The organism is Chryseobacterium fluminis (assembly GCF_026314945.1).
In the GTDB taxonomy this organism is placed as follows: domain Bacteria; phylum Bacteroidota; class Bacteroidia; order Flavobacteriales; family Weeksellaceae; genus Chryseobacterium; species Chryseobacterium fluminis.
This window is the reverse complement of record NZ_CP111121.1, coordinates 3610877-3633088: the sequence shown is the minus strand read 5'-3', so window position 1 is coordinate 3633088 and position 22212 is coordinate 3610877. Positions and strand designations below refer to the sequence as shown.

Sequence of the window (22212 nt, the reverse complement as noted above, 5' to 3'; positions counted from 1 at the left end):
AGAATCGTTTGAATGAAAATCGTTCTCGTATAGGGATACAGGAAAATTTCATGAAAAAGGCCGTTTTCACGAGTTGCGGGACGGCCTCATTAAATTTTAACCGCATTTAATTTTGTTAAACTCATTCATCGCATCATGCATGTCTCCAATTGTAGCATAGTTATCACCACATAAAGAATAGTCTTTACCACAGCCTGAGTATATGGTGTACCATTGACTACATGCTTTACTTCCTTTTACAGTTTTAAGTTCATTACGAGACAATTTTTTAAGCTTTTCATATTTGTGAATTTTAAATGTTAAGTCACAAATATATATAAACAAATCAAATAGTTGAGAAATATTTTATTATGTTAAATGCCTCTATCATAGTATTTTAAACAGGTCATTACATCCTTTAACATTTGATAATAAATATATAAATATTTCACTTGAACTCATTTTTCCTGTATTATATCTAAATACCAATTCAAAGATGTATTTCTGAAGATGTTTACTTGAAACAACTCTGTAAATTCCAATAATTCCACGTTTTAAACTTCCCAAAAAATTCTCGATACAATTTGTGCTTGTATTACCATTCACATATTCCTTTTTAGCATGATTAACAATTACTTTATTAGTAGATTTTAAGTTCGTATACAAAGTATGTAGGCGCCTAAATTTATTTATAAAAAAAGAGCCCTGAATAAAGGCTCTCTTTCCATTAAATATTTACTATCAGAATAGCTCTCCGGCTACTTTTTTAATATTATCACTCTTCCCCATAGAGTAAAAATGTAAGACCGGAACATGAAATTGAAGTAATTCCCTGCATTGATTAACTGCCCACTCAATTCCGATCTGCTTTACGGCTTCATTATTTTTTGCCTTTTCCACTTCGTTAATTAATTCTTCCGGTAAATCAATTTTAAAAATCTGGGGTAAGATTTTAAGATGTTTTTTCGTTGCAATCGGTTTGATTCCGGGAATAATGGGAACAGTAATTCCCATTTCACGGGCTTTCGTTACAAATTCTATGTATTTTTTATTGTCAAAAAACATTTGGGTAACAATATAATCTGCCCCGGCATCAACTTTTTGTTTCAGCCATTTCAGGTCATAATTCATGGACGGAGCTTCCATATGTTTTTCAGGATATCCCGCTACTCCAATGCAGAATTTGTTATGTTCTTCACACTCTTTTTCCTCATTATGCAGGTATTTTCCCCTTCCCAGATTATTGATCTGATGTACCAGATCCATGGCACTGGCATGCCCACCCAGCGTAGGCTCAAAGTATTGATGCCCTTTCATAGCATCACCTCTCAGTGCCATAATATTGTCAATTCCAAGATACATACAGTCAACCAAAAGGTATTCTGTTTCTTCTTTGGTAAAGCCACCGCACAGTAAATGCGGGACCGTATCTACGCTGTATTTATGTTGGATGGCTGCACAAATTCCTAAAGTCCCCGGACGCATCCGTGTAATTCGGCGCTCCATTAGACCATTACCTTTATCGATATAAATATATTCTTCTCTGGAGGTCGTAACATCGATGAATGGCGGCTTAAACTCCATTAACGGATCAATATTCCTGTATAAATCTTCAATTCCGATTCCCTTCTGTGGCGGTACCACCTCAAGGGAAAATAAAGTTTTTCCGTTTGCGTTTTTTATATGATCTGTTATTTTCATTTTATTTTTTGTTGAGTGTTGATGGTCAGCTGTCAATTGTTTTAAACAGCACAACAACTATCATTCATTCTTATTTTGTTAATCTGCCAAATTTGGTGACAGCCATTTTCTTGCTTCCTGTAAAGAAATCCCTTTTCTTTTGGAATAGTCTTTCAACTGATCTTCTGTAATTTTTCCCAATCCGAAATATTTTGCATGAGGACTTCCAAAATAATACCCTGATACCGAAGCTGTAGGAAACATCGCTAAACTTTCCGTAAGATAAACTCCGATGTTTTCTTCTACTTTTAAAAGATCCCAGATAGCATGTTTCTCCAGATGATCGGGACAGGCCGGATAGCCAGGAGCCGGACGGATTCCTTTATATTTTTCAGCAATTAGATCTTCGTTGCTTAAGCTTTCCTGATTCGCATAGCCCCAGTATTCGGTTCTGACCTTTTTATGTAAAAATTCTGCATACGCCTCTGCAAAACGATCTGCTAATGCTTTTACCATAATGGCGTTGTAATCATCATTTGCCTTTTCATATTCTTCCGACAGCTCATCGGTACCGAAACCTGTCGTTACACAGAAAGCGCCCATATAATCGGTTTTCCCGGAACTTTGTGGAGCGATAAAGTCGCTTAATGCGATATAATCTTTCCCTTTCGATTTCTGAACTTGTTGTCTTAATGTGAGAAACTTAACCCTTTCCTGATCGTTTTCATCGAAAATCAGGATGTCATCCGTATCGTTCGAGTTGGCTTTAAAGATCCCGAAAATAGCTTTCGCGGTTAATAGTTTCCCATCCAGAATTTTCTTTAGAATAACCTGAGCATCTTTAAACAATTCCGTTGCCTGAGCTCCGACCACTTCGTCTTTTAAAATATCCGGATATTTGCCATGCAGATCCCAGCTTCTGAAAAAAGGTGACCAGTCGATGAAAGGAACCAACTCATTCAGATCCTGGTTTTCTACAATCTGAACGCCCAATTGGTTTGGTGTAAATATTTGTTCATTTTCCCAATCAATTTTAAACTTATCCCTTCGCGCATCTTCAATGGAAACATAATTTTTATCAACCTGTCTGTTTAAGAATTTTTCTCTGAAATCAGAATAATCACTTTTCAAATCCTCGACATATTCTTTATTTCTGTCTCCTAAAAGGGAACTTACTACATTTACCGCTCTTGAAGCATCATTTACGTGAACAACGGCATTTTTATATTTTAAATCGATTTTTACAGCGGTATGGGCTTTGGAAGTTGTAGCACCTCCAATCAATAGAGGAAAGTTCAGATTTTGTCTTTCTAACTCCTGAGCGATGTATACCATTTCATCGAGGCTTGGAGTAATTAACCCGCTCAACCCGATAACATCTACTTTTTCAGCAATCGCAGTCTGAATAATTTTCTCAGCCGGAACCATCACCCCAAGATCTACGATTTCATAGTTGTTACACCCCAAAACTACGCTCACAATATTTTTTCCGATATCATGAACATCTCCTTTTACGGTTGCCATTAAAATTTTTCCGTTAGCCGGCCTTGAGCCGTCTTTTTCCGCTTCAATAAATGGCTGCAAATAGGCAACTGCCTTCTTCATTACCCTGGCGGATTTTACTACCTGCGGCAAGAACATTTTTCCACTTCCGAACAAATCGCCCACGACTCCCATTCCGGTCATCAGATTAATTTCTATAACATGAAGTGGTTTCTCGGCCTGTAATCTGGCTTCTTCAACATCCTCTTCTATAAAACGGTCGATCCCTTTTACCAGAGAATGCGTAATTCTTTCCTGCAAAGGTTTTGTGCGCCATTCCAGCTCCTCTACTTTCTCTTTTTTAACTGATTTATGTTTCTCCGAATAATCAAGAAGCCTTTCGGTAGCATCTTCCCTTTTATCAAGAATTACATCTTCTACTAATTCAAGAAGTTCTTTATTAATTTCATCATAGACCTCCAGCATGGCAGGGTTTACAATTCCCATATTCATTCCTGCCTGAATCGCGTGATAAAGGAAAACGGAGTGCATCGCCTCTCTTACTGTATCATTTCCGCGAAATGAAAAGGAGACATTACTCACTCCACCGCTCACAGACGCGTACGGAAGGTTCTGGCGAACCCATCTTGTTGCTTCGATGAAGTCGATTGCATTTCTTCGATGCTCGTCCATCCCTGTGGCTACAGGGAAAATATTTAAATCGAAAATAATATCTTCTGCAGGGAAATTAAGCTGATTTACCAATAGATCATAGGACCGTTTAGAGATTTCAACCCTGCGTTCATAAGTATCGGCCTGACCCACCTCATCAAATGCCATGACAATCATCGCGGCACCATATCTCTTGATGGCTTTTGCGTGTTTGATAAATTCTTCCTCTCCTTCTTTTAAGCTGATAGAATTCACCACACATTTTCCCTGTGCAACCTGTAGTCCGGCCTCAAGAATTTCCCATTTTGAGGAATCGATCATGATCGGGATTCTGGAAATATCGGGTTCAGAAGCAATTAAATTTAAAAATTTGATCATCGAAGCTTTTCCATCGATCAGGCCGTCGTCAAAATTGACATCCAGAATCTGAGCTCCTCCTTCAACCTGATGGCGGGCTATATCCAGGGCTTCTCCAAATTTTTCTTCTTTTATTAATCTTAAAAATTTCTTCGAACCGGCAACATTGGTTCTTTCTCCAACATTGATAAAGTTACTTTCCGGTGTAATAATCAAAGGCTCAAGCCCTGATAATCTTAAATATTTCATCAATTTATTCTTCTAAAATAAAATATGCATTATTTGCATTTTGCTTCAGCAAATCAACATGTTTGCCCAAAGCCGTAAAAATCGGAAATCGTTTATATGCCAAATCGTGTTCTTTGGCAAATGCTTCTATTTCTTCTGTAATTTCATTATAATAGCAATAGCTGTAGTTTGGAAACAGATGATGGGCAACGTGAAAATTGAAATTTCCTAATATATTTCTTACGAACCAGTTATTTTCCTTTAAGTCATTGGTCACTTCAAATTGGTGATGAAGCCAGCTGAACGGCAGCCCGTTTTTATCGTTAAGCTTCGGAAAAGCGTTATCCGGAAGCGGATGCAGTGGCAGCAGCACGAAAAGTGCAAAAATACTCGCTGCAATTACCTGCAGGAACCAGGCTCCCAAAGCTAATCCTAATGATACCTTAAAAAACAGAACAGGAACTGCAATCTGGTAAAAGAAGTAGAAAAGCTTATAAAACACCATTTTCACTTTTTCATTTGCAGGAATTGCTCCCTGTGTTTTGAGAATTACCCTCTCTTTATCAAAAAAGTCTCTGAAATCTCTGATAAACATCCAGTTAAAAAGATATAACGGATACACCAAAAAGAAAAAGAAGTGCTGATATTTCTGTACGCCTTTTGCTTTAATCCACGGAACGATCAGTAAAAGTCCGCTCTGTTCAATATCCGTATCCCAACCATCCACATTCGGATAAGCATGATGACTTGCAATATGTCTTTTTTTCCAGATGTAGGAATTAGCCCCCACAAAGTCGAAAATCTGCAATACGAGCGCATTTAACTTCTTGCTTTTATAAATATTATTGTGAGCAGCCTCGTGAATTAAATTTAAATAGATCAGCACCAAAGAAATGCCCATCAGAACAAAACTTACAATATAAACCCAGGTTTTTTCAGCATTAAAAAGGGCAAATGCGTATAAACCAAAATAGACCAAAGGCAAAATAATTGCTTTGATCTGAATATATAAATCCCTGTTTTCGGGAATGGCTTCTACACGCCGGCTCACTTTTTTTCTGAGTTCATTAAACAGTTTTGTATCTTCTGAATCTTTTAAGTAAATAGGCTTTTCCATAATATTAAATTTGTGTGATATCTAAATTTATTATTAAAAATCGTTCCTTTAGTATTGATTCAATAAAAAAAATCTATTATATCAGACAAATGTCCTCAATTTTCTTGGTGGATATGGTGCCACCAGATCAGCGATCGCCTTTATATGGTCGGGCGTTGTTCCGCAGCATCCTCCAATTATATTAATTAATCCTTTTTCCACATATTCTTTGATCTGACCCGCCATATCTTCAGGTGTTTCATCATACTTTCCAAAAGCATTTGGCAACCCTGCATTCGGATAAGCTGAAACATGAAATTCAGAATTATGAGCCAACGTTTCTAAATAAGGTGTAAGCTGATTCGCTCCCAAAGCACAGTTGAAGCCGACACTTAACAAGTTCAGGTGTGAAACAGAAATTAAAAATGCTTCTGCCGTTTGTCCGCTTAGCGTTCTGCCGGAGGCATCCGTAATGGTTCCGGATACCATAATCGGAATTTTGATGCCTCTTTCTTCCTGGATTTCATCAATGGCAAAAAGGGCAGCTTTTGCATTTAACGTATCAAAAATGGTTTCTACCAGAAGGATATCTGAACCTCCGTCTAACAAGGCTTCTGATTGCTGTTTGTAAGCAACCCTCAATTCATCGAATGTGATGGCCCGGTAGCCGGGGTCGTTCACGTCCGGACTTAAACTTGCCGTTCTGTTGGTGGGACCGATTGAACCTGCTACGAACCTTGGCTTATCGGGATTTTGTGCTGTAAATTCATCACATACCTTTCTTGCGATCTTAGCTGATTCATAATTCAGTTCGTACACCAGATCTTCCATATGATAATCCGCCATCGCAATGGTAGTTCCGGAAAAGGTATTGGTTTCAAGAATATCTGCTCCTGCCTCCAGGTATTTCCGGTGAACCTCCTCGATCGCGTGAGGCTGTGTCAGTGAAAGGAGATCGTTGTTTCCCTTCACCGGATGTTCCCAATCTTTGAAACGCTCGCCCCGATAGTCTTCTTCTTCAAATTTATATCGCTGCAGCATTGTTCCCATGGCTCCGTCCAGAATTAAAATTCTTTCGGATAATGCTTTGTATAGTTGTTCTGAATTTTTCATTTTTTATATCTTTACCAAAGGTTAGGTTATACCTACGGCTGTTAATGTTGAACCCTTCGGGTTTGTTGTTAATCCAATGCCTGTTTTAAATCCGCAATAATATCATCTGCATTTTCCAATCCTACCGAACAACGAACCAGGCCGGCCGTAATTCCTACTTCATTTCTTTCATCATCTGACAGTTTGGAGTGTGTGGTAGAGGCCGGATGCGTTACAATCGTTCTGGTATCACCCAGGTTTGCTGAAAGTGAACACATTTTTATTTTATCTAAAAAGTTTCTTCCGCCTTCGATTCCTCCTTTGATTTCGAATGCTACGATGTTTCCACCCATTTTCATTTGTCTTTTAGCAATTTCGTACCCTGGATGAGATGGCAGAAATGGATACTTGGTTAATTCTACATTGGGATGATTTTCTAAAAACTGAGCTACTTTTAAAGCATTTTCGCAATGTTTCTCGACACGGATCGCTAATGTTTCAAGACTTTTTGACAATACCCAGGCATTGAAAGGGGACATTGCCGGACCTGTATTTCTTGCAAAAAGATAAATTTCGCGGATCAAATCTTCCCGACCTACTGCTACGCCTCCTAACACACGTCCCTGACCGTCGATCAGCTTTGTTGCAGAGTGCACGACGATGTCCGCACCGTATTTTATGGGCTGTTGCAGATAAGGTGTGGCGAAACAGTTATCTACAATAAAAATCAGGTTATGTTTCTTTGCAATCTGTCCAAAGAATTCTAAATCAAGGACTTCAATCGCCGGATTCGTAGGCGTTTCGAGATATAAAATTTTTGTGTTAGGCTGAATATATTTTTCAATATTTTCTGCATCTCCCGCTTTGAAATAGGTCGTCTCAATATTCCACTTCGGGAAATATTTTGTAAATAAAGTGTGGGTAGAACCAAAAACCGACTGACAGCTTACGATATGATCACCTGCATCCAGTAAGGTGGCGAACGTTGAATAAATCGCAGCCATCCCTGTTGCAAAAGCATATCCTGCTTCTGCTCCTTCCATTTTTACAATTTTGTCGGTAAATTCGGTTACATTAGGGTTTGAAAACCGGCTGTATAAATTCTTTGATTTTTCTTCTGCGAAACTTGCCCTCATATCTTCCGCATCCTGAAAGATGAAGCTTGAGGTAAGATACAGCGGTGTAGAATGCTCATCAAACTGCGTTCTTTCTGTCTGTGTGCGAATGGCTAATGTTTCGAAATTTTCGTTTTCCATTATTTTTATTATTTTTCCATAGGTTTCACCTACTGCTATTGATATTGAACCCTGTCGGGTTCAAATGACTTTTTTATTTGGTTTCACTTACTCTCAAGATATCTCCGAAAACGCCTCTCGCTGTAACCTGAGCTCCTGCGCCGGCTCCCATGATGACGATCGGATTTTCCCCATAACTTTCAGTATAAATTTCAAAGATTGAATCTGAGCCTTTTAATTGTCCTAACGCAGAGGTTGCAGGGACGGAAATTAATTTTACGTCCAGTTCACCCTTATCTTTCTGAAGGTCACCGTGAAGATCTCCAACATATCTCAGGACATGGCCCTCTTCCTGATTTTCTTTGATTTTTTCATATTCCTGATCCAATTCTTCCAGTTTTGAAAGGAATTCCGGTTTTGAAACGGACCGCAGGCTGTCGGGAACCAGATTCTGAATACGGATATCATCAAATTCATTAATTAAATCTAATTCTCTTGCAAGGATCAACAACTTTCTTGCTACGTCATTTCCAGATAAGTCTTCTCTTGGATCCGGTTCTGTATAACCTTTTTCTAAAGCTTCGTTGATGATGGTTGAAAACTTATCGTTTCTCAGAGAAAAATTATTGAAGACATAACTCAGTGTTCCCGAAAAGACTCCTTTTATTCTGGTGATGTTTTCGCCTGAAAGGTGTAACAGCTTGATCGTATCAATTAGTGGTAAACCTGCACCTACATTCGTTTCGTACAGATAACGCCTGTTGTTTTTGTTCAACGTATATCTTAGTTGACGGTATTCTTCAATGGGAAGGGTATTGAAAATTTTATTGGAAGAAACCAGGTCAAAACCGTTTTCAGCCAGCGTGTGGTAGTGATGTACAAAATCTTTGCTTGCGGTATTATCTACAACGATTAGGTTTTCCAGTTGATTTTCTTTGGAGAATCTGATCAGTTCCCTGATATCGGATGGTTTTTCCGCAGTCAGCACCTCATCGTTCCAGTTGTTATCAAAACCTTTTTTATTGAAAGCGATTTTTCTTGAATTGGCCACTGCCACTACTTTTAAATCGATTTTTTTGCGTCTTCTGATTTCTTCCGATGACTCTAAAACCTGTTCTATTAAAGTTTTCCCTACATTTCCGTGTCCAATAATGGCCAAATGGACGGTTTTAGGCTTTTTAGAAATTTCAGATTCGATGATATTTTTTGCTTTTTCGTCCTGTGAAGAAGTGACGATAATATTAATGCGTTTTTCACTTGCCACCTGGTTTAAAAGCAAAGGAAAAACATTATTTCTTGCCAGCTCAGCTAGCACTTTGTTGAAATCTTCGGTAACAAACCCTATCACAGACACATTATTGATACTGTAAATCTGAGATACTTTCCCTGATTTTCTTTCTGCTTCAAATTCGTCAATCAGACAGTTTACTGCTTTTTCAGAGTCGGCTTCCTGTACCAAAATGGATAATCCGTTTTCGATTGCCTGCTGAGAAATTACTCCAACACTGATTCGCGCCAAAGTAAGCGCTTTAAAAATTCTCCCGTCAATCCCTATTTCACCTAAGAAATCTTCCCCTTCAAACTTGATGATTGATCTGTTTTTTAAAAATTTTATTTCGTTTGCATTATTTTTCATCCTACAAAATATTTTTAATGATGTTATTTAATTGTTCGTATTCCATTAAGAAGGCATCATGCCCATGAATTGAGGTGATCTCGTGATAGAAGACATTTTCCTTTTTCCGGTTAAGCTTTTCAAAACACATCCGTATTTCGGAAGCGGGAAAAAATAAATCGGTATCAACGGAGATCATGTGCATTCGTGCCTGGATTCTTTCCAGTTGATATTCATCAGCATTGATATTCATCAGCAGATGGTTCATTAGCTTATACGATTTTAAACTAAACCTTTCGTTTAATGAATTCCCATGATAAATCAGCCAGTCTTCTGATTCCAAACGCTGCTTCTCCTTATTATACTTGTTTTGAAATCTGTCATTTAATGACTCTGGTGTCCGGTAACATAACATCGCATGAATTCTTGCTTTTTGTATTGGCTCATCATCCTGATTTAATAAAAATTTCTGAATCAGGCATTGGGCATGAAGCCAATCATGGGTTTTAAAATCACAGGCAACAGGAATGAAAATTTCGGCAAGATCCGGTTTATTCGCCAGCATCTCCCAGCCGATCCCTCCTCCAAGAGAGCCTCCGATAATGGCGTGTAAACGATTAATATGTAAACTTTCAAGACCTTGTAAAAAAATTCCGGCCATATCTGATGCCGTAAAATCTTCATGATCATCAATAAAAAAATCATCATAGCCGTTTCCGGGAATATTGAAACACAGAACCGTATATTTATTGGTATCGATCACCTGATTTTTACCGATCAATTTTTTCCACCATCCTTTTTCTCCGGCAACTGCTGAGTTTCCGGTTAAGGCATGATTCACCAAAATAACCGGAGCTGAAAACAGCTCTTTCCCGAACAGCTGATAGCTCAACGGGATATGATACTCCTTTTTTGATTGGGTCTGATACGAAAAATTAATATATTTTAGTTCTGTTTTCAATTCTATTATACTTTTGATAATACAATTTGAAAATGCCATAAGAAATGGCTGAAAGAACTTCAGTAAGTTATCTGTCCAAAAAAATTTTCGGTAGAACGTAGCACCTTCTCTGCTTGCGCAAAGGGTTGCTAAGGTTTCACAGGGTCTAATCCCTCAACCTTTCTTGATAACATTTTCAATATGTGAATGATCGAATGCGGCAAAGATATAACATTTTTTTTAAATATTTATAAAAATTTAATTTAACATTGTAAATAACGATAAACAGAAGGATTTTGAAACGATATTAACAATTTTTCAGATTTTGAAAGTTGGATTTTTTTTCCAAAAAAACTACCTTCGTAATGAAATAGGTTGAAATATGAGTGCCGAAAAACAAAGATTACAAGATCATAACTGGAAAAATTGGGGACCATATGTCAGCAACAGGCAGTGGGGAAATGTGCGTGAAGATTATAGTGCAAACGGGGATGCCTGGAATTTTGCCAATCACAATAATGCCGAGAGCTACGCTTATCGATGGGGTGAAGAAGGAATCGCAGGTATCTCTGATGTAAAACAGCTTTTTTGTTTTGCCCTTGCTTTCTGGAATAAGAAAGACAAGATGGTTAAAGAACGTTTTTTTGGGTTAAGTAATCCCCAGGGGAATCACGGTGAGGATATCAAAGAACTTTTTTACTATCTGGACAATACTCCTACGCACAGTTACATGAAAATGGTGTATAAGTATCCTATCAATGAGTTTCCTTATGATGATATCCGTGCTGAAAACGGAAGAAGAAGCAAGAAAGAACCTGAATATGAGATTTTCGATACCGGAATTTTTGATAACGACGAATATTTTGATATTTTCATTGAATATGCGAAGGCTGAACATAATGATATTTTAGTCCGGGTGACCGTCTGCAACAGAAGTAACAATGATGCTCCTATTGTAGTGGCTCCTACTGTATGGTTCAGAAATAACTGGAAGTGGGGTTATAATACTTACAAGGGACAAACGAATGCTTCCGGTGATGGCTGTATCGACATCCATCATGACAGTGTTCCGATCAAAAAATTCTATTCCAGAAATACCGATGCAGAGAGTGTTTTCTGTGAAAATGAAACGAATGGTCCTAAATTGTACGGGGCACCTTATCCCGGAAATACCTACTATAAAGACGGAATCAATGACTACATTACTTACGGAAGCAACACGGTAAATCCTGAAAAAAACGGAAGTAAAGCTGCATTTTTGCGCGATGAAATCATCGGGGCCGGACAATCTAAAACATTTGATTTCCGATTGTCTCCCCATGATCTTGACGAACCTTTTGAGGATTTTGATAACATCCTGCATACCAGAATAGAGGAAGCCAACGAATTTTACAGTGAAATTCAGAATGATATTATAAGCGATGATGAAAAAAATGTTCAGAGACAGGCTTTTGCGGGACTTCTCTGGAACAAGCAGTTTTATCATTATAATGTCGGAAAATGGCTGAAAGGTGATCCTAATTTTAAGGCTCCAAGGGACTTTACCAATTATGTGCGAAATACGGAGTGGAATCATATGCACAATAAAGATATCATTTCCATGCCTGATAAGTGGGAATATCCATGGTATGCCACATGGGATCTAGCTTTTCACTGTGTGCCGTTTGCAATTATTGATGCTGAATTTGCAAAAGGACAGCTTCTTTTGCTGACGAAAGAATGGTATATGCATCCCAATGGCCAACTTCCTGCATACGAATGGAATCTAAGTGATGTGAACCCTCCGGTACATGCATGGTCATGCTTCCGCGTTTTTAAAATCGATGAGAAACAAAACGGAAAGCCGGATCTTTTATTCCTCGAAAAAGTATTTCAGAAGCTGCTGTTAAATTTTACCTGGTGGGTCAACAGAAAAGATAAAAACGGTAAAAATATCTTCGGAGGCGGTTTTCTTGGATTGGATAATATAGGTGCTTTTGACCGGAATATGGAATTAAAAGACGGGCAGCACCTGGAGCAGGCAGACGGGACAAGCTGGATGGCGATGTATGCCCTGAATATGATGAGAATTGCTATGGAGCTTGCTCAGTATTACCAGGTGTATGAAGACATGGCGATCAAGTTTTTTGAGCACTATTTATATATTGCTGAAGCTATGGAAAATCTGGGTGAAGGCACCAAAGGGCTGTGGAATGAGGAAGACGGGTTTTTCTATGATGTTCTGCAGCTTGGTAACGGGAATAGTGTTTCATTGAAACTGCGAAGTATTGTCGGATTAATTCCTCTGTTTGCTGTGGAAATTGTAGACCATCATCTCCTGGATAAGATGCCTAATTTCCAGGCCAGAATGGAATGGGTCTTAAAAAATAAGCCTGAACTTACCAAATTGGTATCCCACTGGGAAGAGGAAGGACATGGCAGAAAACACCTGATGAGTATTCTCCGAAAGACCCGTTTGACAAAAGTTTTATCAAGAATGCTTGATGAAAACGAATTTTTAAGTCAGTACGGAATCAGGGCTATGTCAAAAGTTTACCAGGAAAACCCTTTTAAATTCTCTGTTCATGGCACTGAAAATATCGTGTATTATACACCGGCAGAAAGCGACAGCCGTATGTTTGGCGGCAACAGCAATTGGCGGGGTCCTATCTGGTTTCCGATCAACTTCCTGATTGTGGAAAGTTTACAGCGTTTCCATTTTTACTATGGTAACAGCCTGAAAGTAGAATTGCCGACCGGAAGCGGAGATAAGCGGAACCTGGATGAAGTGGCACAGAACATCAGCGGAAGACTGTGTTCGATATTTTTGAAAGATGAGAATGGAGAACGTGCTTTCAATGGTGGAAATCCAAAGTTTAATTATGACGAAAATTTTAAAGATTATATTACCTTCTTTGAATATTTCCATGGAGATAATGGCCGCGGAGTCGGCGCCTCGCATCAGACGGGCTGGACTGCCACAGTCGCCAAATTAATGAAAACCAGATTGACAATATAATGTAAAACCTCTTTTAAAGAGGTTTTTTTTATATTTAAATGGGAATTTCCACATAGATATCAGCCATTTTATCATTAAAATTTACTTCTTATTATCCCAGTATGAGATTTAAAAGGCAACATAACAAATCTATTATTTTACCCTTCTATAAGTAAAAAATTAATATCATTTCAATTAATATAGTAAATTATTTACAATATATAATTATATTAGCATAACAAAACTAAAAGTATTCTTATGAAAGGAAAACTACTACCTATCGCAGGCCTGGTCCTGTCAAGTTTATTCACAACCCTTATTCACGCGCAGGAATATCAGCCCCTTACCATTCAAAGTGGTTTAAATGCTGATGTTATTGCCAATGGGGTCGGCCCTTCCGCTTCATCTACAAACAGCGATGTTGATGGTGTAAATTATGCCTTTATATCTAGAGATTTTCAACTGACAGGCTCAGGCTCTCCTTTATCCTATGGGCTTCCTGTTAACGGAATCATCAATACGGCTGTGGGATCTACATCCGGGCTGAGTTATCAGCTTGCTTCTTACTCTTCCAACAATTCATTAAGACTTCCTGCTGCAGGAAGCAATGGAACCGTTACATTCTCCAATCCGATTCCGGTTATCAGCCTTTTTATGCTGGCAACGGGTGGCAGCGGAGACTGCGTGGTAGATTTGGATGTTAACTTTTCAGATGGAAGTTCTCAGTCATTTGCAGCCGTAAATATTTCAGACTGGTACGGCGGGAGCGATTATGCCATTCAGGGAATCGGAAGAATTAATCTGACTAATGACAATCTGGAATCAGGGAATGGCACCAACCCAAGACTGTACCAGATTCCTTTAGCTATTAATGCAGCCAATCAATCAAAGAATGTTCAGAGTGTTACCGTAACCAAAGTATCCGGAGGTGTGCCTAATATCTTTGCATTTTCAGCTGATGCTTATAATGCCTGTTCTGCTCCTACTAATATTATTTCTACGACCACAACTACAACAGCAGTGCTGAGCTGGGCCGCCCCTGCTAATGCTCCATCAGCAGGATATCAGTATTATTACAGTACTTCTTCTACGGCTCCCACTGCAACTACCGTTCCTTCGGGAAGCGTTGCAGCAGGAACTACTTCTGTGAGTCTGAATAATCTGACCACCGGGCAAACCTATTATTTCTGGGTGAGATCAAACTGTGGTTCTTCACAAGGCTTCTGGAAAATGAAAGAATTCGTTACAGGACAGATATCCACTACATACTCTGCAGGAGATATCAATACAGAATACAGCGACCTTACTCCAACCACTACATCCACTGCAAGCTGTCCGGGTACTCTTACCGTAAACGTTCCTGCCGGGTTTAAGATAAAATCTACCAGTGTATCTTATACCATGACGGCGCAGGCGGGGGCATGGATGTCTGAACAGAAAAGTTTGCTGGTTTGCACAACCAACGGCAATACTGAAACGGAAGTTTCTTCAGGATCTTCTTCTTCGGGAGGAACCTACTCTTACAACAGAACCGGCCTGGCTATTGCCAACAATTTAACAGGCAATGTAAATTTCGAATTAAGAGCATGGAGAATGTGGGGTGACCAAAGTTTAGGGTGTGATGCTTCTTATAACAGAGTTGACAACAATACATGGACGGTAACGGTAACTTTGGAGCCACTGAATTTAGCAACGAATGAAACAAAAACAGAGAAGCCGATATTAGCATACCCTAATCCGTTTACAGATGTTCTGAATATTGATAAAGCTGACCAGGTGAAACATGCTGTAGTAACTGATCTTTCAGGAGTCGTAGTGAAAACTTTTGACAATCCTTCTTCAGGATTACATCTTGAAGGGGTAAAAGCAGGTATTTATATTCTAACGTTGACGATGAAAGACGGCGCCGTTAAAAGCACGAAAATTATTAAAAGATAATTAAAAACAATACTAATCAACAAAAAGCCGGACTGACAGTCCGGTTTTTTTACTTTTTTATACGAAGAAAATTAAATCTTTTCATCATTTACATACACTTCATACCCGATTTCTACATTGGGTTCCAGTGTTTTGGATACAGAACAGTATTTATCAAAAGACAGCTGTGCTGCTTTTTCAGCTTTTTTGGGATCTATATTTCCTTCAAGATAAAATTTCACCAACATCGATTTGAAGGGCTTGGCATCTTCTACCTGCACTCTTTCTCCTTCCACTTCAGCTTTAAAACCCGTAATTTCCTGTCTCTGCTTTTTCAAAATGGAAACGACATCTATCCCACTGCATCCTGCTACTGCCATCAGCACACTTTCCATTGGCGAAACTCCTTTCGCTCCCGGCTGTGTTGTATTGTCCAAAAGAATTGAATTTCCCTGTGAATTGGTGCATTCAAATAAAAAATCGTCGTTTATTCTGTTAAGTGTTATTTTCATTGGCTTATGGCTTCTTGCAAAATTACAAAATTCCTCTTGATTTTATCTCCAAATATTTATTGATAACATCGATGTTAAGATTCTCAGGTAAGGTATACACGGTATAGATACCGTATTTCCGAAGTTCCTGAATGATCAGTTTTTTTTCAAATTCGAATTTTTCGGCAATGATTTCGTCGTAGATTTCCTGCATCTTTTCCGGGTTTTTATGGATCAGTGTCTGCAGTTCTGAATTTTTAAAGAAAACAACAACCAGCAAATGGTTTTTTGCAATCCCTCGAAGATATTTCATCTGCCTGTTAAGACCATCCAGGGTTTCAAAATTCGTAAAAAGCAGGATCAGACTTCTTTGATTAATCGAGTATTTAACATCCTGATACAGCCTGTTGAAATCACTCTCGAAAAAGTCAGTCTTTATATTATAAAGAGCCTCGGATATTTTTTTCAGTTGTCCCGATTTATTTTCTGCTGCAATTTTGTTTTCTGTTTTTTTGGAAAAAGTCATCATTCCTGCCCTGTCGCTTTTCTTCAGAATAATATGGGAGAGCGCCATCGTTGCATTAATAGAATAATCCAGCAGACTAAGCCCGTTAAAGGGCATTTTCATCGTTCTTCCCGTATCGATCAACATAAAAATACGCTGAGATTTCTCATCCTGAAACTGATTTACCATCAGACGGTTTGTTTTAGACGTCGCCTTCCAGTTGATGGTGCGGATGTCGTCCCCCGGAACGTATTCTTTGATCTGCTCAAACTCCATCGTGTGGCCCAGTTTCCTTATCTTTTTGATTCCACCCAACATAAATTCGCTCTGAATAGCCATTAACTCATATTTCCGGAGATGAATAAATGAAGGATACGAGGCTAAGTCCGCATTTTTTAAGAACTGAAATCTCTTTGAAACGAATCCGATTGGTGATTCTGCATAAATATTTAAGCTTCCAAATTGATATTCTCCTCTTTCTTTGGGCTCGAGAATATATTGGAAAAATGTATTTTTTCCAGATTCAATGCGCTTTTGTATCATGAAATCTCTCTTCTGAAACTGAAAAGGGATTTCATCAATGATTTTAGCCGTAATTTTAAACCTGTAATTGTTTTTAACATCTATTTTTACAGGATTTTCATCTCCATTGGATAATTTTTCGGGTAAAATTCTCTGTGCGATTATTCCATCTTTCTCAATGAACAGTAAAAGACCATCAACAAAGGCTGCCAGGAAAGACAGTACCAGCAGAATATGGGCCATCCACATAAAAACCGGAAAGAAGAATGCCAGGACATAAAGTATCCCTACTCCGATGAGCATGAAAAAAAAGTGTGTATTGATGTATAAGTTCTTCATTAGCGGCTATAATTTCTGGCAGTAAGCTAAAACGGGCACCTGACAATTTTAGCGGTAATTATTTCTATCTGGGAATCTCTATTCCTTCTAATATCTGTCTTATAATTTCGTCCGCAGTAAGGCCTTCCATTTCTCTTTCGGGCGACACAATGACCCTGTGTCTCAGTACCGCGTAACTTGCTTCTTTAATATCTTCAGGCGTTACAAAATCTCTTCCCCGTAGTGCTGCAAATGCCTTTGAGGCCGTTAATAATGCCAGACTGGCTCTTGGAGATGCACCCAGATACAGAAACTGGTTTTCTCTAGTATTGATAATAATCTTAGCAATATATTCCATCAGCTGCGCTTCGACAATGATTTGTTTAACCAACTGCTGATAGCTCTTCAACTGCCGGGCTGTAATGACTTTGCCCACAGCTTCTGTTTTGTCTTCCTGTTTATTTTCGTGCTGATTTTTAATGATGATTATTTCCTGTTCAAGATTAGGATAGCCAACATTTATTTTGAAAAGAAAACGGTCCAGCTGAGCCTCGGGAAGTCTGTACGTTCCTTCGTGCTCTATCGGATTCTGAGTAGCCACTACCAAAAACGGTTCTTCCATAATGTAGCGTGTTCCGTCCATCGTGATCTGTTGCTCTTCCATTACTTCAAAAAGAGCAGCCTGGGTTTTAGCAGGCGACCTGTTGATTTCGTCAATTAAAATAAAGTTGGAGAAAACAGGTCCTTTTTTAAATTCAAATTCAGAGTTTTTTACATTAAAAATAGAGGTTCCTAGAATATCCGAAGGCATGAGATCCGGGGTAAACTGAATCCTGCTGAAATCGACATCAATTGTTTTGGCTAATAATTTTGCGGTAATGGTCTTGGCAACTCCGGGTACGCCCTCGATCAGAACATGTCCGTTCGATAAGAGTGCGGCTAAGAGATGTTCAATCATCGTTTCCTGGCCTACAATTACTTTTGCAATTTCGGCTTTTACTTTTTCCAGGCTTGCGCGAAGTTCAATCATATCTATTCTTGACTGAAACTGATCTTCTTTTTTATCAAGATTTATAGAAATCTGATCTTCTATATTTTGGTTTTCAAAGTTTTCCATATTCTTTTTAATTTAACAATTGAGCAATTTAACAGTTTACCAATAGGGGAAATTGTTACTTTGCCATATTTCCAGAGGGTTAGATTCTTACAATTTCATCCAGTATTTTATTCATTCTTACAAGATCTTCTTTTATGACACTGGCATAGGGATCCTGTGCTTTTTTGATCAGTTCGATACCTTCAAGAATCAATTCTATCGGTTTTCCGGTTTTCAGCTGAAGTTTATTCGCAAAATCATCATTCAGATTTTGGGTATCGATTAAAAGATCCAATCTTACTTTGTTTAGAAAATACTGGGCTTTTTTGGCCATCATATCATGAAAGTCTCCTTCCTGCAAATAAAGATTTCCGATACTTTTCACGAAATCAACCGATGTGTTTCTCAGAGGCACAATAACCGGTACGATCCGCTGTTTTCTTTTTGCATTGAAGAAAATAAATAAGACCAAGCCTCCCAAAAGTACCCACCAGGCATATTTTAAAGCCGGATTGGCGAGAACAAACCTCATAAAAAAACGTGAAGTTTGTGTACTGCTTTCTACAAACCACAGGGTTTCTTTGTTATCAAGGTAAGAGAATACATCCTGTGCATATTGGATATTTCCGGATTTCAGAAGATAGTAATTGGTCAGAAAAAGAGGCTCACAGTGGACATAAATATTCCCTTTGCCTAATTTTCTTTTGATAAAATTAACCTGCTCATGTTTACTTTCATCAATCATTTTTCCCAGAATTTCCACCTGAGGCTTGATATACACAAAACCTCGGCCCGACGGAAATTTATCCAGGGTAATAAAATCATTCTGATATTTTTTATCCGTCAGTTTCAAAACATTCTGTTCGGCAAAAGAGATCTGGGAATCGTAGTATCCTATACTGTCTGCGATGTTTTTCGGCATTTCACTTACGACCAGCATGGCATCCGAACCTTTTGAAACCTGGTCCAGAATATTATTCCATGATTCTGTATCTACTTCACTTTCGACAATCAGAATATTATGAGGGTTCTTTTTATGCTGGTTATAGTAATCATAAGGAGTCTTTTCTATTTTTTTTAACTGATTATGAAAAAGACTTTTAGCCTCTTCATTAAAAACAAATAATCCGAACGGCGACTTTTCATTAACACTGAAATTCTTTCGCCAATCCGTCGTTTCTTTTTTATTAACTTCAAGCAATGCCAGAATCACCATGACAATGATGAAAATTACAGCATATATTTTGAAAGTTTTATTCATGGTAAGAGGTAATTACGGTTTAAATGACTGATACTGGGTTTTGAATTTCAGATAATTTTCTTCATCGATACTGAATTCTCCATACCATACATACTCGAAAATATAAGAAAGGGCGGAGAAATCACTTTTGAGAGGTGCAGATTTTAATTCTTTTTCATAATCTTTATTGGTTTTCTCAGGATTCCAGCTGATCATTTTTTTGTCGCTGAGTTTTTTTAAGACATATAAAAACTGATACCGGACCGCAGAACGGTAATCATGTGATTTTTCAAATATCAGGATGCTCTCCGGAAAATTGATCTCGTGAATATTTTCGTGCAGCTCTTCTTCAGCAATATCTAATTTTTTATTCTTCTTGCCAAAAATAAAATTTCCGTCTTTACCCAGAAGAAATTTAACGATAATATATAAAAGAAAGCCGACAAGGACTATGGCAAAAAGACGGATCAGAATTTCAGCACCTTTCGCTGAAGAGCTGAACGCTGTCTTACCGAAGATACTCTCCAGTATCTTTGCCACCTTTCGCATCAGTTTCTGCCCGAACGACTCTCTGGGTTTTGATGTTGAATAATCAAATTCATTCCCTCTGTATCGTGACTGAAGATTTTCTTTAAATTTTTTGGGATAGATCTGATTTTCAGATACAGGCTTTTTCAGCAATACAGAATCCGCACGCAGCATATTTGCATAATGCGACAATCCCAATGAATCCGTATAGGCTTCAGAGGCCGGCAACACCGGTTCTGTATCACTTTGAGCATATCCGTTCTGAGTGAAAAATAAAACCAGCAGGAAAAAAAGAATTTTATTCATTAATACCGATCTTTTCTATTTCTTCAAGTTCTACCTTCTGATGAAGATCTGTTCTGCTGTCGTAGTACATTAATCCTGAATTGATATATAATAAATTCATCATTAAAAATGAAACCAGGGCCGAGATTCCGTACACAATAAACACGGCGATTCCTAAAGTTCCTGAAAACGGATTCTGTTCAAAATTTCCATCGGACGGATTTGTAAACAATGAACCGTAAAACAGCAGCATCGGCACAAATGTAAATATCAGATTGATGATATAATAAATGATGCCCAAAATAAGCGTAGAACTCCAGTATTTCCAGTAAGGAGAGTCTTCCCGTCCATTCGGATAAGAGAATTGTGACCGTACCGCATAACTTAAACTTTCAAAAAATCTGCGGCGGCTGCTAAAATAGTCATAGCTCAGAAAAGTAATGACGTTAAATAATGTAGGAGTGACAAAAAGAAGAATCACTAATCCTATCAGGACAAAAATTAAAATATATGAAATTCCGAAAATAAAGAGGGAAGCAGGCATTACCAGAAAAGTCAGCCCTAAATAGAGCTTAAAGATCTTCCCTGCATTCCGCTTAAAATCACCCAGAATCTCATCTGTTTTAATATTTATTTCTCCTGCCGAGACTCTTTTGGTATAAAACACCGGAAACAGAAAATTAATAACCATTAATGCTGAATAAAGTAAAAACATCAGCATTCCTGTAATGAAAAGCATGCCCAGATTATTTTGAAAATACTCCTCAAAATAATAAGCATTCCCATTCAGATTGGAGCCAAAAGCCTGGCCGAAGAGTTCTTTAAATCCAAAGATTCCGACGACCACCAGTAAAATCAAAAGCAAGCCATTGATTAAAATATAGCTTTTAAAATAATTCTTTCCGTATAATTTAAAGAAATTGAATGTATCACTTATAAAAGTACCGAAATCTCTTTTTTTATAAAACTGTATCATTGATTTGGTTATTTATTTTTTTACTGACCATGGACGGATATACAAGATAGTAAAATCCAATGATAAAAAGAGAACCGAAAATAATAATCAGGTTCAGCATTAACGGCATTTTCAAGGCATGTCTTGTTACATATCCCTCAATGATCCCCGCACAGACCGTAAATGGAATGGTACTTAAGAATATTTTAAAGGAATCTTTAAATCCGTTTTTAAAAGAATGAAATCTTGACAGGGTTTTTGGAAACAAGATAGAAGCCCCCAAAATTAATCCGCACATTGCTTCGACTACCATCGAAAAAATTTCGAAGACACCATGAAGCCAGATTCCCCTTGCACTTTCTTTTAATGCACCGTAATCATAGAAAAAATACTGAAAGGATCCCAGCATCACGCTATTGGATAACAGGGTAAATAAAGTACCGACCCCTCCGAAAATTCCATATACATACAGTCTTGCTCCGACACCGATATTATTAAAAATAATACCTATCGTGCTGCCCCATGTCGAACCGCTCTGATATACCCCGACAGCATTTCCTTTTTTAATATTTTCAATGGTTTCATTAACATAGCTTTCGCCTAGAATGATATTGGCAAAATCTTTATCATAGATCGCTGAAAGCACTCCTATCGAAGTAAATAATGCGAAAAACAGGAAGGCGTACATCAGAAATCTTCTGTATTCGAACACCAGTAACGGAACCTCTGTCTTAAAAAAATACAGCAGCCTGTTCTCTTCTACTCTCTTCGTTTTGTAAATTTTCTGAAAAATCTGTGAAGAAAGATGATTGAGATAGACCGTAGTATTACTTTTGGGATAATACGTTTGCGCAAAAGAGAGATCGTTGATCAGGTTAATGTACAGCGAAGACAGGTCATCGGGATTTTTTTTTATTTTCCCCTGAATAACCTGTTCAATTCCCAACCATTTTTCTTTATTTTGTTTAATGAAATAGACCTCTCTCATAATGATTAGGCTAA

The 22212-nt window shown here is 38.1% G+C and carries 18 protein-coding genes and 1 riboswitch; of the genes, 2 read left to right on the top strand and 16 right to left on the bottom strand.

Annotated elements, in window-relative coordinates:
• Nucleotides 1-96: 96 nt before the first annotated feature.
• From ODZ84_RS23685 to ODZ84_RS23675, 9 genes are all read right to left on the bottom strand, one after another.
• The gene (locus ODZ84_RS23685; RefSeq protein WP_408612350.1) at nt 97-324 is read right to left on the bottom strand and encodes a bacteriocin-like protein; all 228 of its coding nucleotides are present in this window, start codon (nt 322-324) and stop codon (nt 97-99) included.
• Between the two features lie 42 nt (nt 325-366).
• Nucleotides 367-645, bottom strand: coding sequence for a transposase (locus tag ODZ84_RS16655; RefSeq protein ID WP_408612349.1), 279 nt, complete (start codon nt 643-645; stop codon nt 367-369).
• 75 nt (nt 646-720) lie between these two features.
• A complete protein-coding gene (metF, locus tag ODZ84_RS16650; RefSeq protein ID WP_266173526.1) occupies nt 721-1680 on the bottom strand; it encodes a methylenetetrahydrofolate reductase [NAD(P)H] in 960 nt (319 codons plus the stop codon).
• Between the two features lie 78 nt (nt 1681-1758).
• The gene (gene metH / locus ODZ84_RS16645) at nt 1759-4419 is read right to left on the bottom strand and encodes a methionine synthase (RefSeq protein WP_266173525.1); all 2661 of its coding nucleotides are present in this window, start codon (nt 4417-4419) and stop codon (nt 1759-1761) included.
• A 4-nt stretch (nt 4420-4423) separates the two neighbouring features.
• Nucleotides 4424-5515 (bottom strand): fatty acid desaturase family protein, encoded by a 1092-nt coding sequence (locus ODZ84_RS16640; RefSeq protein ID WP_266173524.1) that lies wholly within the window; start codon nt 5513-5515, stop codon nt 4424-4426.
• Between the two features lie 81 nt (nt 5516-5596).
• Nucleotides 5597-6607, bottom strand: coding sequence for a homocysteine S-methyltransferase family protein (locus ODZ84_RS16635; RefSeq protein WP_266173523.1), 1011 nt, complete (start codon nt 6605-6607; stop codon nt 5597-5599).
• A 68-nt stretch (nt 6608-6675) separates the two neighbouring features.
• A complete protein-coding gene (locus ODZ84_RS16630; RefSeq protein ID WP_266173522.1) occupies nt 6676-7842 on the bottom strand; it encodes an O-succinylhomoserine sulfhydrylase in 1167 nt (388 codons plus the stop codon).
• 73 nt (nt 7843-7915) lie between these two features.
• The gene (locus ODZ84_RS23680) at nt 7916-9457 is read right to left on the bottom strand and encodes an ACT domain-containing protein (protein ID WP_266173521.1); all 1542 of its coding nucleotides are present in this window, start codon (nt 9455-9457) and stop codon (nt 7916-7918) included.
• A gap of 1 nt (nt 9458) precedes the next feature.
• Nucleotides 9459-10397 (bottom strand): alpha/beta fold hydrolase, encoded by a 939-nt coding sequence (locus ODZ84_RS23675; RefSeq protein ID WP_266173520.1) that lies wholly within the window; start codon nt 10395-10397, stop codon nt 9459-9461.
• Nucleotides 10398-10461: 64 nt separating this feature from the next.
• A riboswitch (SAM riboswitch) is annotated at nt 10462-10570 on the bottom strand.
• Nucleotides 10571-10758: 188 nt separating this feature from the next.
• On the opposite strand from ODZ84_RS23675, the gene ODZ84_RS16615 reads away from it, so the two are divergent.
• The gene (locus ODZ84_RS16615) at nt 10759-13374 is read left to right on the top strand and encodes an MGH1-like glycoside hydrolase domain-containing protein (RefSeq protein WP_266173519.1); all 2616 of its coding nucleotides are present in this window, start codon (nt 10759-10761) and stop codon (nt 13372-13374) included.
• A 237-nt stretch (nt 13375-13611) separates the two neighbouring features.
• Nucleotides 13612-15291, top strand: a complete 1680-nt coding sequence (locus ODZ84_RS16610; protein ID WP_266173518.1) for a T9SS type A sorting domain-containing protein — start codon at nt 13612-13614, stop codon at nt 15289-15291.
• 71 nt (nt 15292-15362) lie between these two features.
• Here the strand turns inward: ODZ84_RS16610 and ODZ84_RS16605 are convergent, their stop codons facing one another.
• The 7 genes from ODZ84_RS16605 to ODZ84_RS16575 form a co-directional block, all read right to left on the bottom strand.
• On the bottom strand, nt 15363-15782 hold the full coding sequence (locus tag ODZ84_RS16605; protein WP_266173517.1) for an OsmC family protein: 420 nt from the start codon (nt 15780-15782) through the stop codon (nt 15363-15365).
• Nucleotides 15783-15804: 22 nt separating this feature from the next.
• Nucleotides 15805-17127 carry a DUF58 domain-containing protein gene (locus tag ODZ84_RS16600; protein ID WP_266173516.1) on the bottom strand — a complete coding sequence of 441 codons (1323 nt, stop codon included), beginning with the start codon at nt 17125-17127 and terminating at the stop codon, nt 15805-15807.
• Nucleotides 17128-17191: 64 nt separating this feature from the next.
• Nucleotides 17192-18223: an AAA family ATPase gene (locus ODZ84_RS16595; protein WP_323136758.1), complete on the bottom strand. Its 1032-nt coding sequence runs from the start codon at nt 18221-18223 to the stop codon at nt 17192-17194.
• A 79-nt stretch (nt 18224-18302) separates the two neighbouring features.
• The gene (locus ODZ84_RS16590; RefSeq protein WP_266173515.1) at nt 18303-19463 is read right to left on the bottom strand and encodes a DUF4350 domain-containing protein; all 1161 of its coding nucleotides are present in this window, start codon (nt 19461-19463) and stop codon (nt 18303-18305) included.
• Between the two features lie 12 nt (nt 19464-19475).
• Nucleotides 19476-20276, bottom strand: coding sequence for a DUF4129 domain-containing protein (locus ODZ84_RS16585; protein ID WP_266173514.1), 801 nt, complete (start codon nt 20274-20276; stop codon nt 19476-19478).
• A complete protein-coding gene (locus tag ODZ84_RS16580) occupies nt 20269-21231 on the bottom strand; it encodes a DUF4013 domain-containing protein (protein WP_266173513.1) in 963 nt (320 codons plus the stop codon). The genes ODZ84_RS16585 and ODZ84_RS16580 overlap by 8 nt, the downstream gene beginning before the upstream one ends.
• Nucleotides 21215-22198, bottom strand: coding sequence for a stage II sporulation protein M (locus ODZ84_RS16575; RefSeq protein WP_266173512.1), 984 nt, complete (start codon nt 22196-22198; stop codon nt 21215-21217). The genes ODZ84_RS16580 and ODZ84_RS16575 overlap by 17 nt, the downstream gene beginning before the upstream one ends.
• Nucleotides 22199-22212: the final 14 nt, after the last annotated feature.

Excerpts from the sequence above, each read along its gene's own strand:
- metF (WP_266173526.1), bottom strand. The coding sequence starts at position 1,680 with ATGAAAATAACAGATCATATAAAAAACGCAAACGGAAAAACTTTATTT.
- metH (WP_266173525.1), bottom strand. The coding sequence starts at position 4,419 with ATGAAATATTTAAGATTATCAGGGCTTGAGCCTTTGATTATTACACCG.
- ODZ84_RS16640 (WP_266173524.1), bottom strand. The coding sequence starts at position 5,515 with ATGGAAAAGCCTATTTACTTAAAAGATTCAGAAGATACAAAACTGTTT.
- ODZ84_RS16635 (WP_266173523.1), bottom strand. The coding sequence starts at position 6,607 with ATGAAAAATTCAGAACAACTATACAAAGCATTATCCGAAAGAATTTTA.
- ODZ84_RS16630 (WP_266173522.1), bottom strand. The coding sequence starts at position 7,842 with ATGGAAAACGAAAATTTCGAAACATTAGCCATTCGCACACAGACAGAA.
- ODZ84_RS23680 (WP_266173521.1), bottom strand. The coding sequence starts at position 9,457 with ATGAAAAATAATGCAAACGAAATAAAATTTTTAAAAAACAGATCAATC.
- ODZ84_RS16615 (WP_266173519.1), top strand. The coding sequence starts at position 10,759 with ATGAGTGCCGAAAAACAAAGATTACAAGATCATAACTGGAAAAATTGG.
- ODZ84_RS16610 (WP_266173518.1), top strand. The coding sequence starts at position 13,612 with ATGAAAGGAAAACTACTACCTATCGCAGGCCTGGTCCTGTCAAGTTTA.
- ODZ84_RS16605 (WP_266173517.1), bottom strand. The coding sequence starts at position 15,782 with ATGAAAATAACACTTAACAGAATAAACGACGATTTTTTATTTGAATGC.
- ODZ84_RS16600 (WP_266173516.1), bottom strand. The coding sequence starts at position 17,127 with ATGAAGAACTTATACATCAATACACACTTTTTTTTCATGCTCATCGGA.
- ODZ84_RS16595 (WP_323136758.1), bottom strand. The coding sequence starts at position 18,223 with ATGGAAAACTTTGAAAACCAAAATATAGAAGATCAGATTTCTATAAAT.
- ODZ84_RS16590 (WP_266173515.1), bottom strand. The coding sequence starts at position 19,463 with ATGAATAAAACTTTCAAAATATATGCTGTAATTTTCATCATTGTCATG.
- ODZ84_RS16585 (WP_266173514.1), bottom strand. The coding sequence starts at position 20,276 with ATGAATAAAATTCTTTTTTTCCTGCTGGTTTTATTTTTCACTCAGAAC.
- ODZ84_RS16580 (WP_266173513.1), bottom strand. The coding sequence starts at position 21,231 with ATGATACAGTTTTATAAAAAAAGAGATTTCGGTACTTTTATAAGTGAT.
- ODZ84_RS16575 (WP_266173512.1), bottom strand. The coding sequence starts at position 22,198 with ATGAGAGAGGTCTATTTCATTAAACAAAATAAAGAAAAATGGTTGGGA.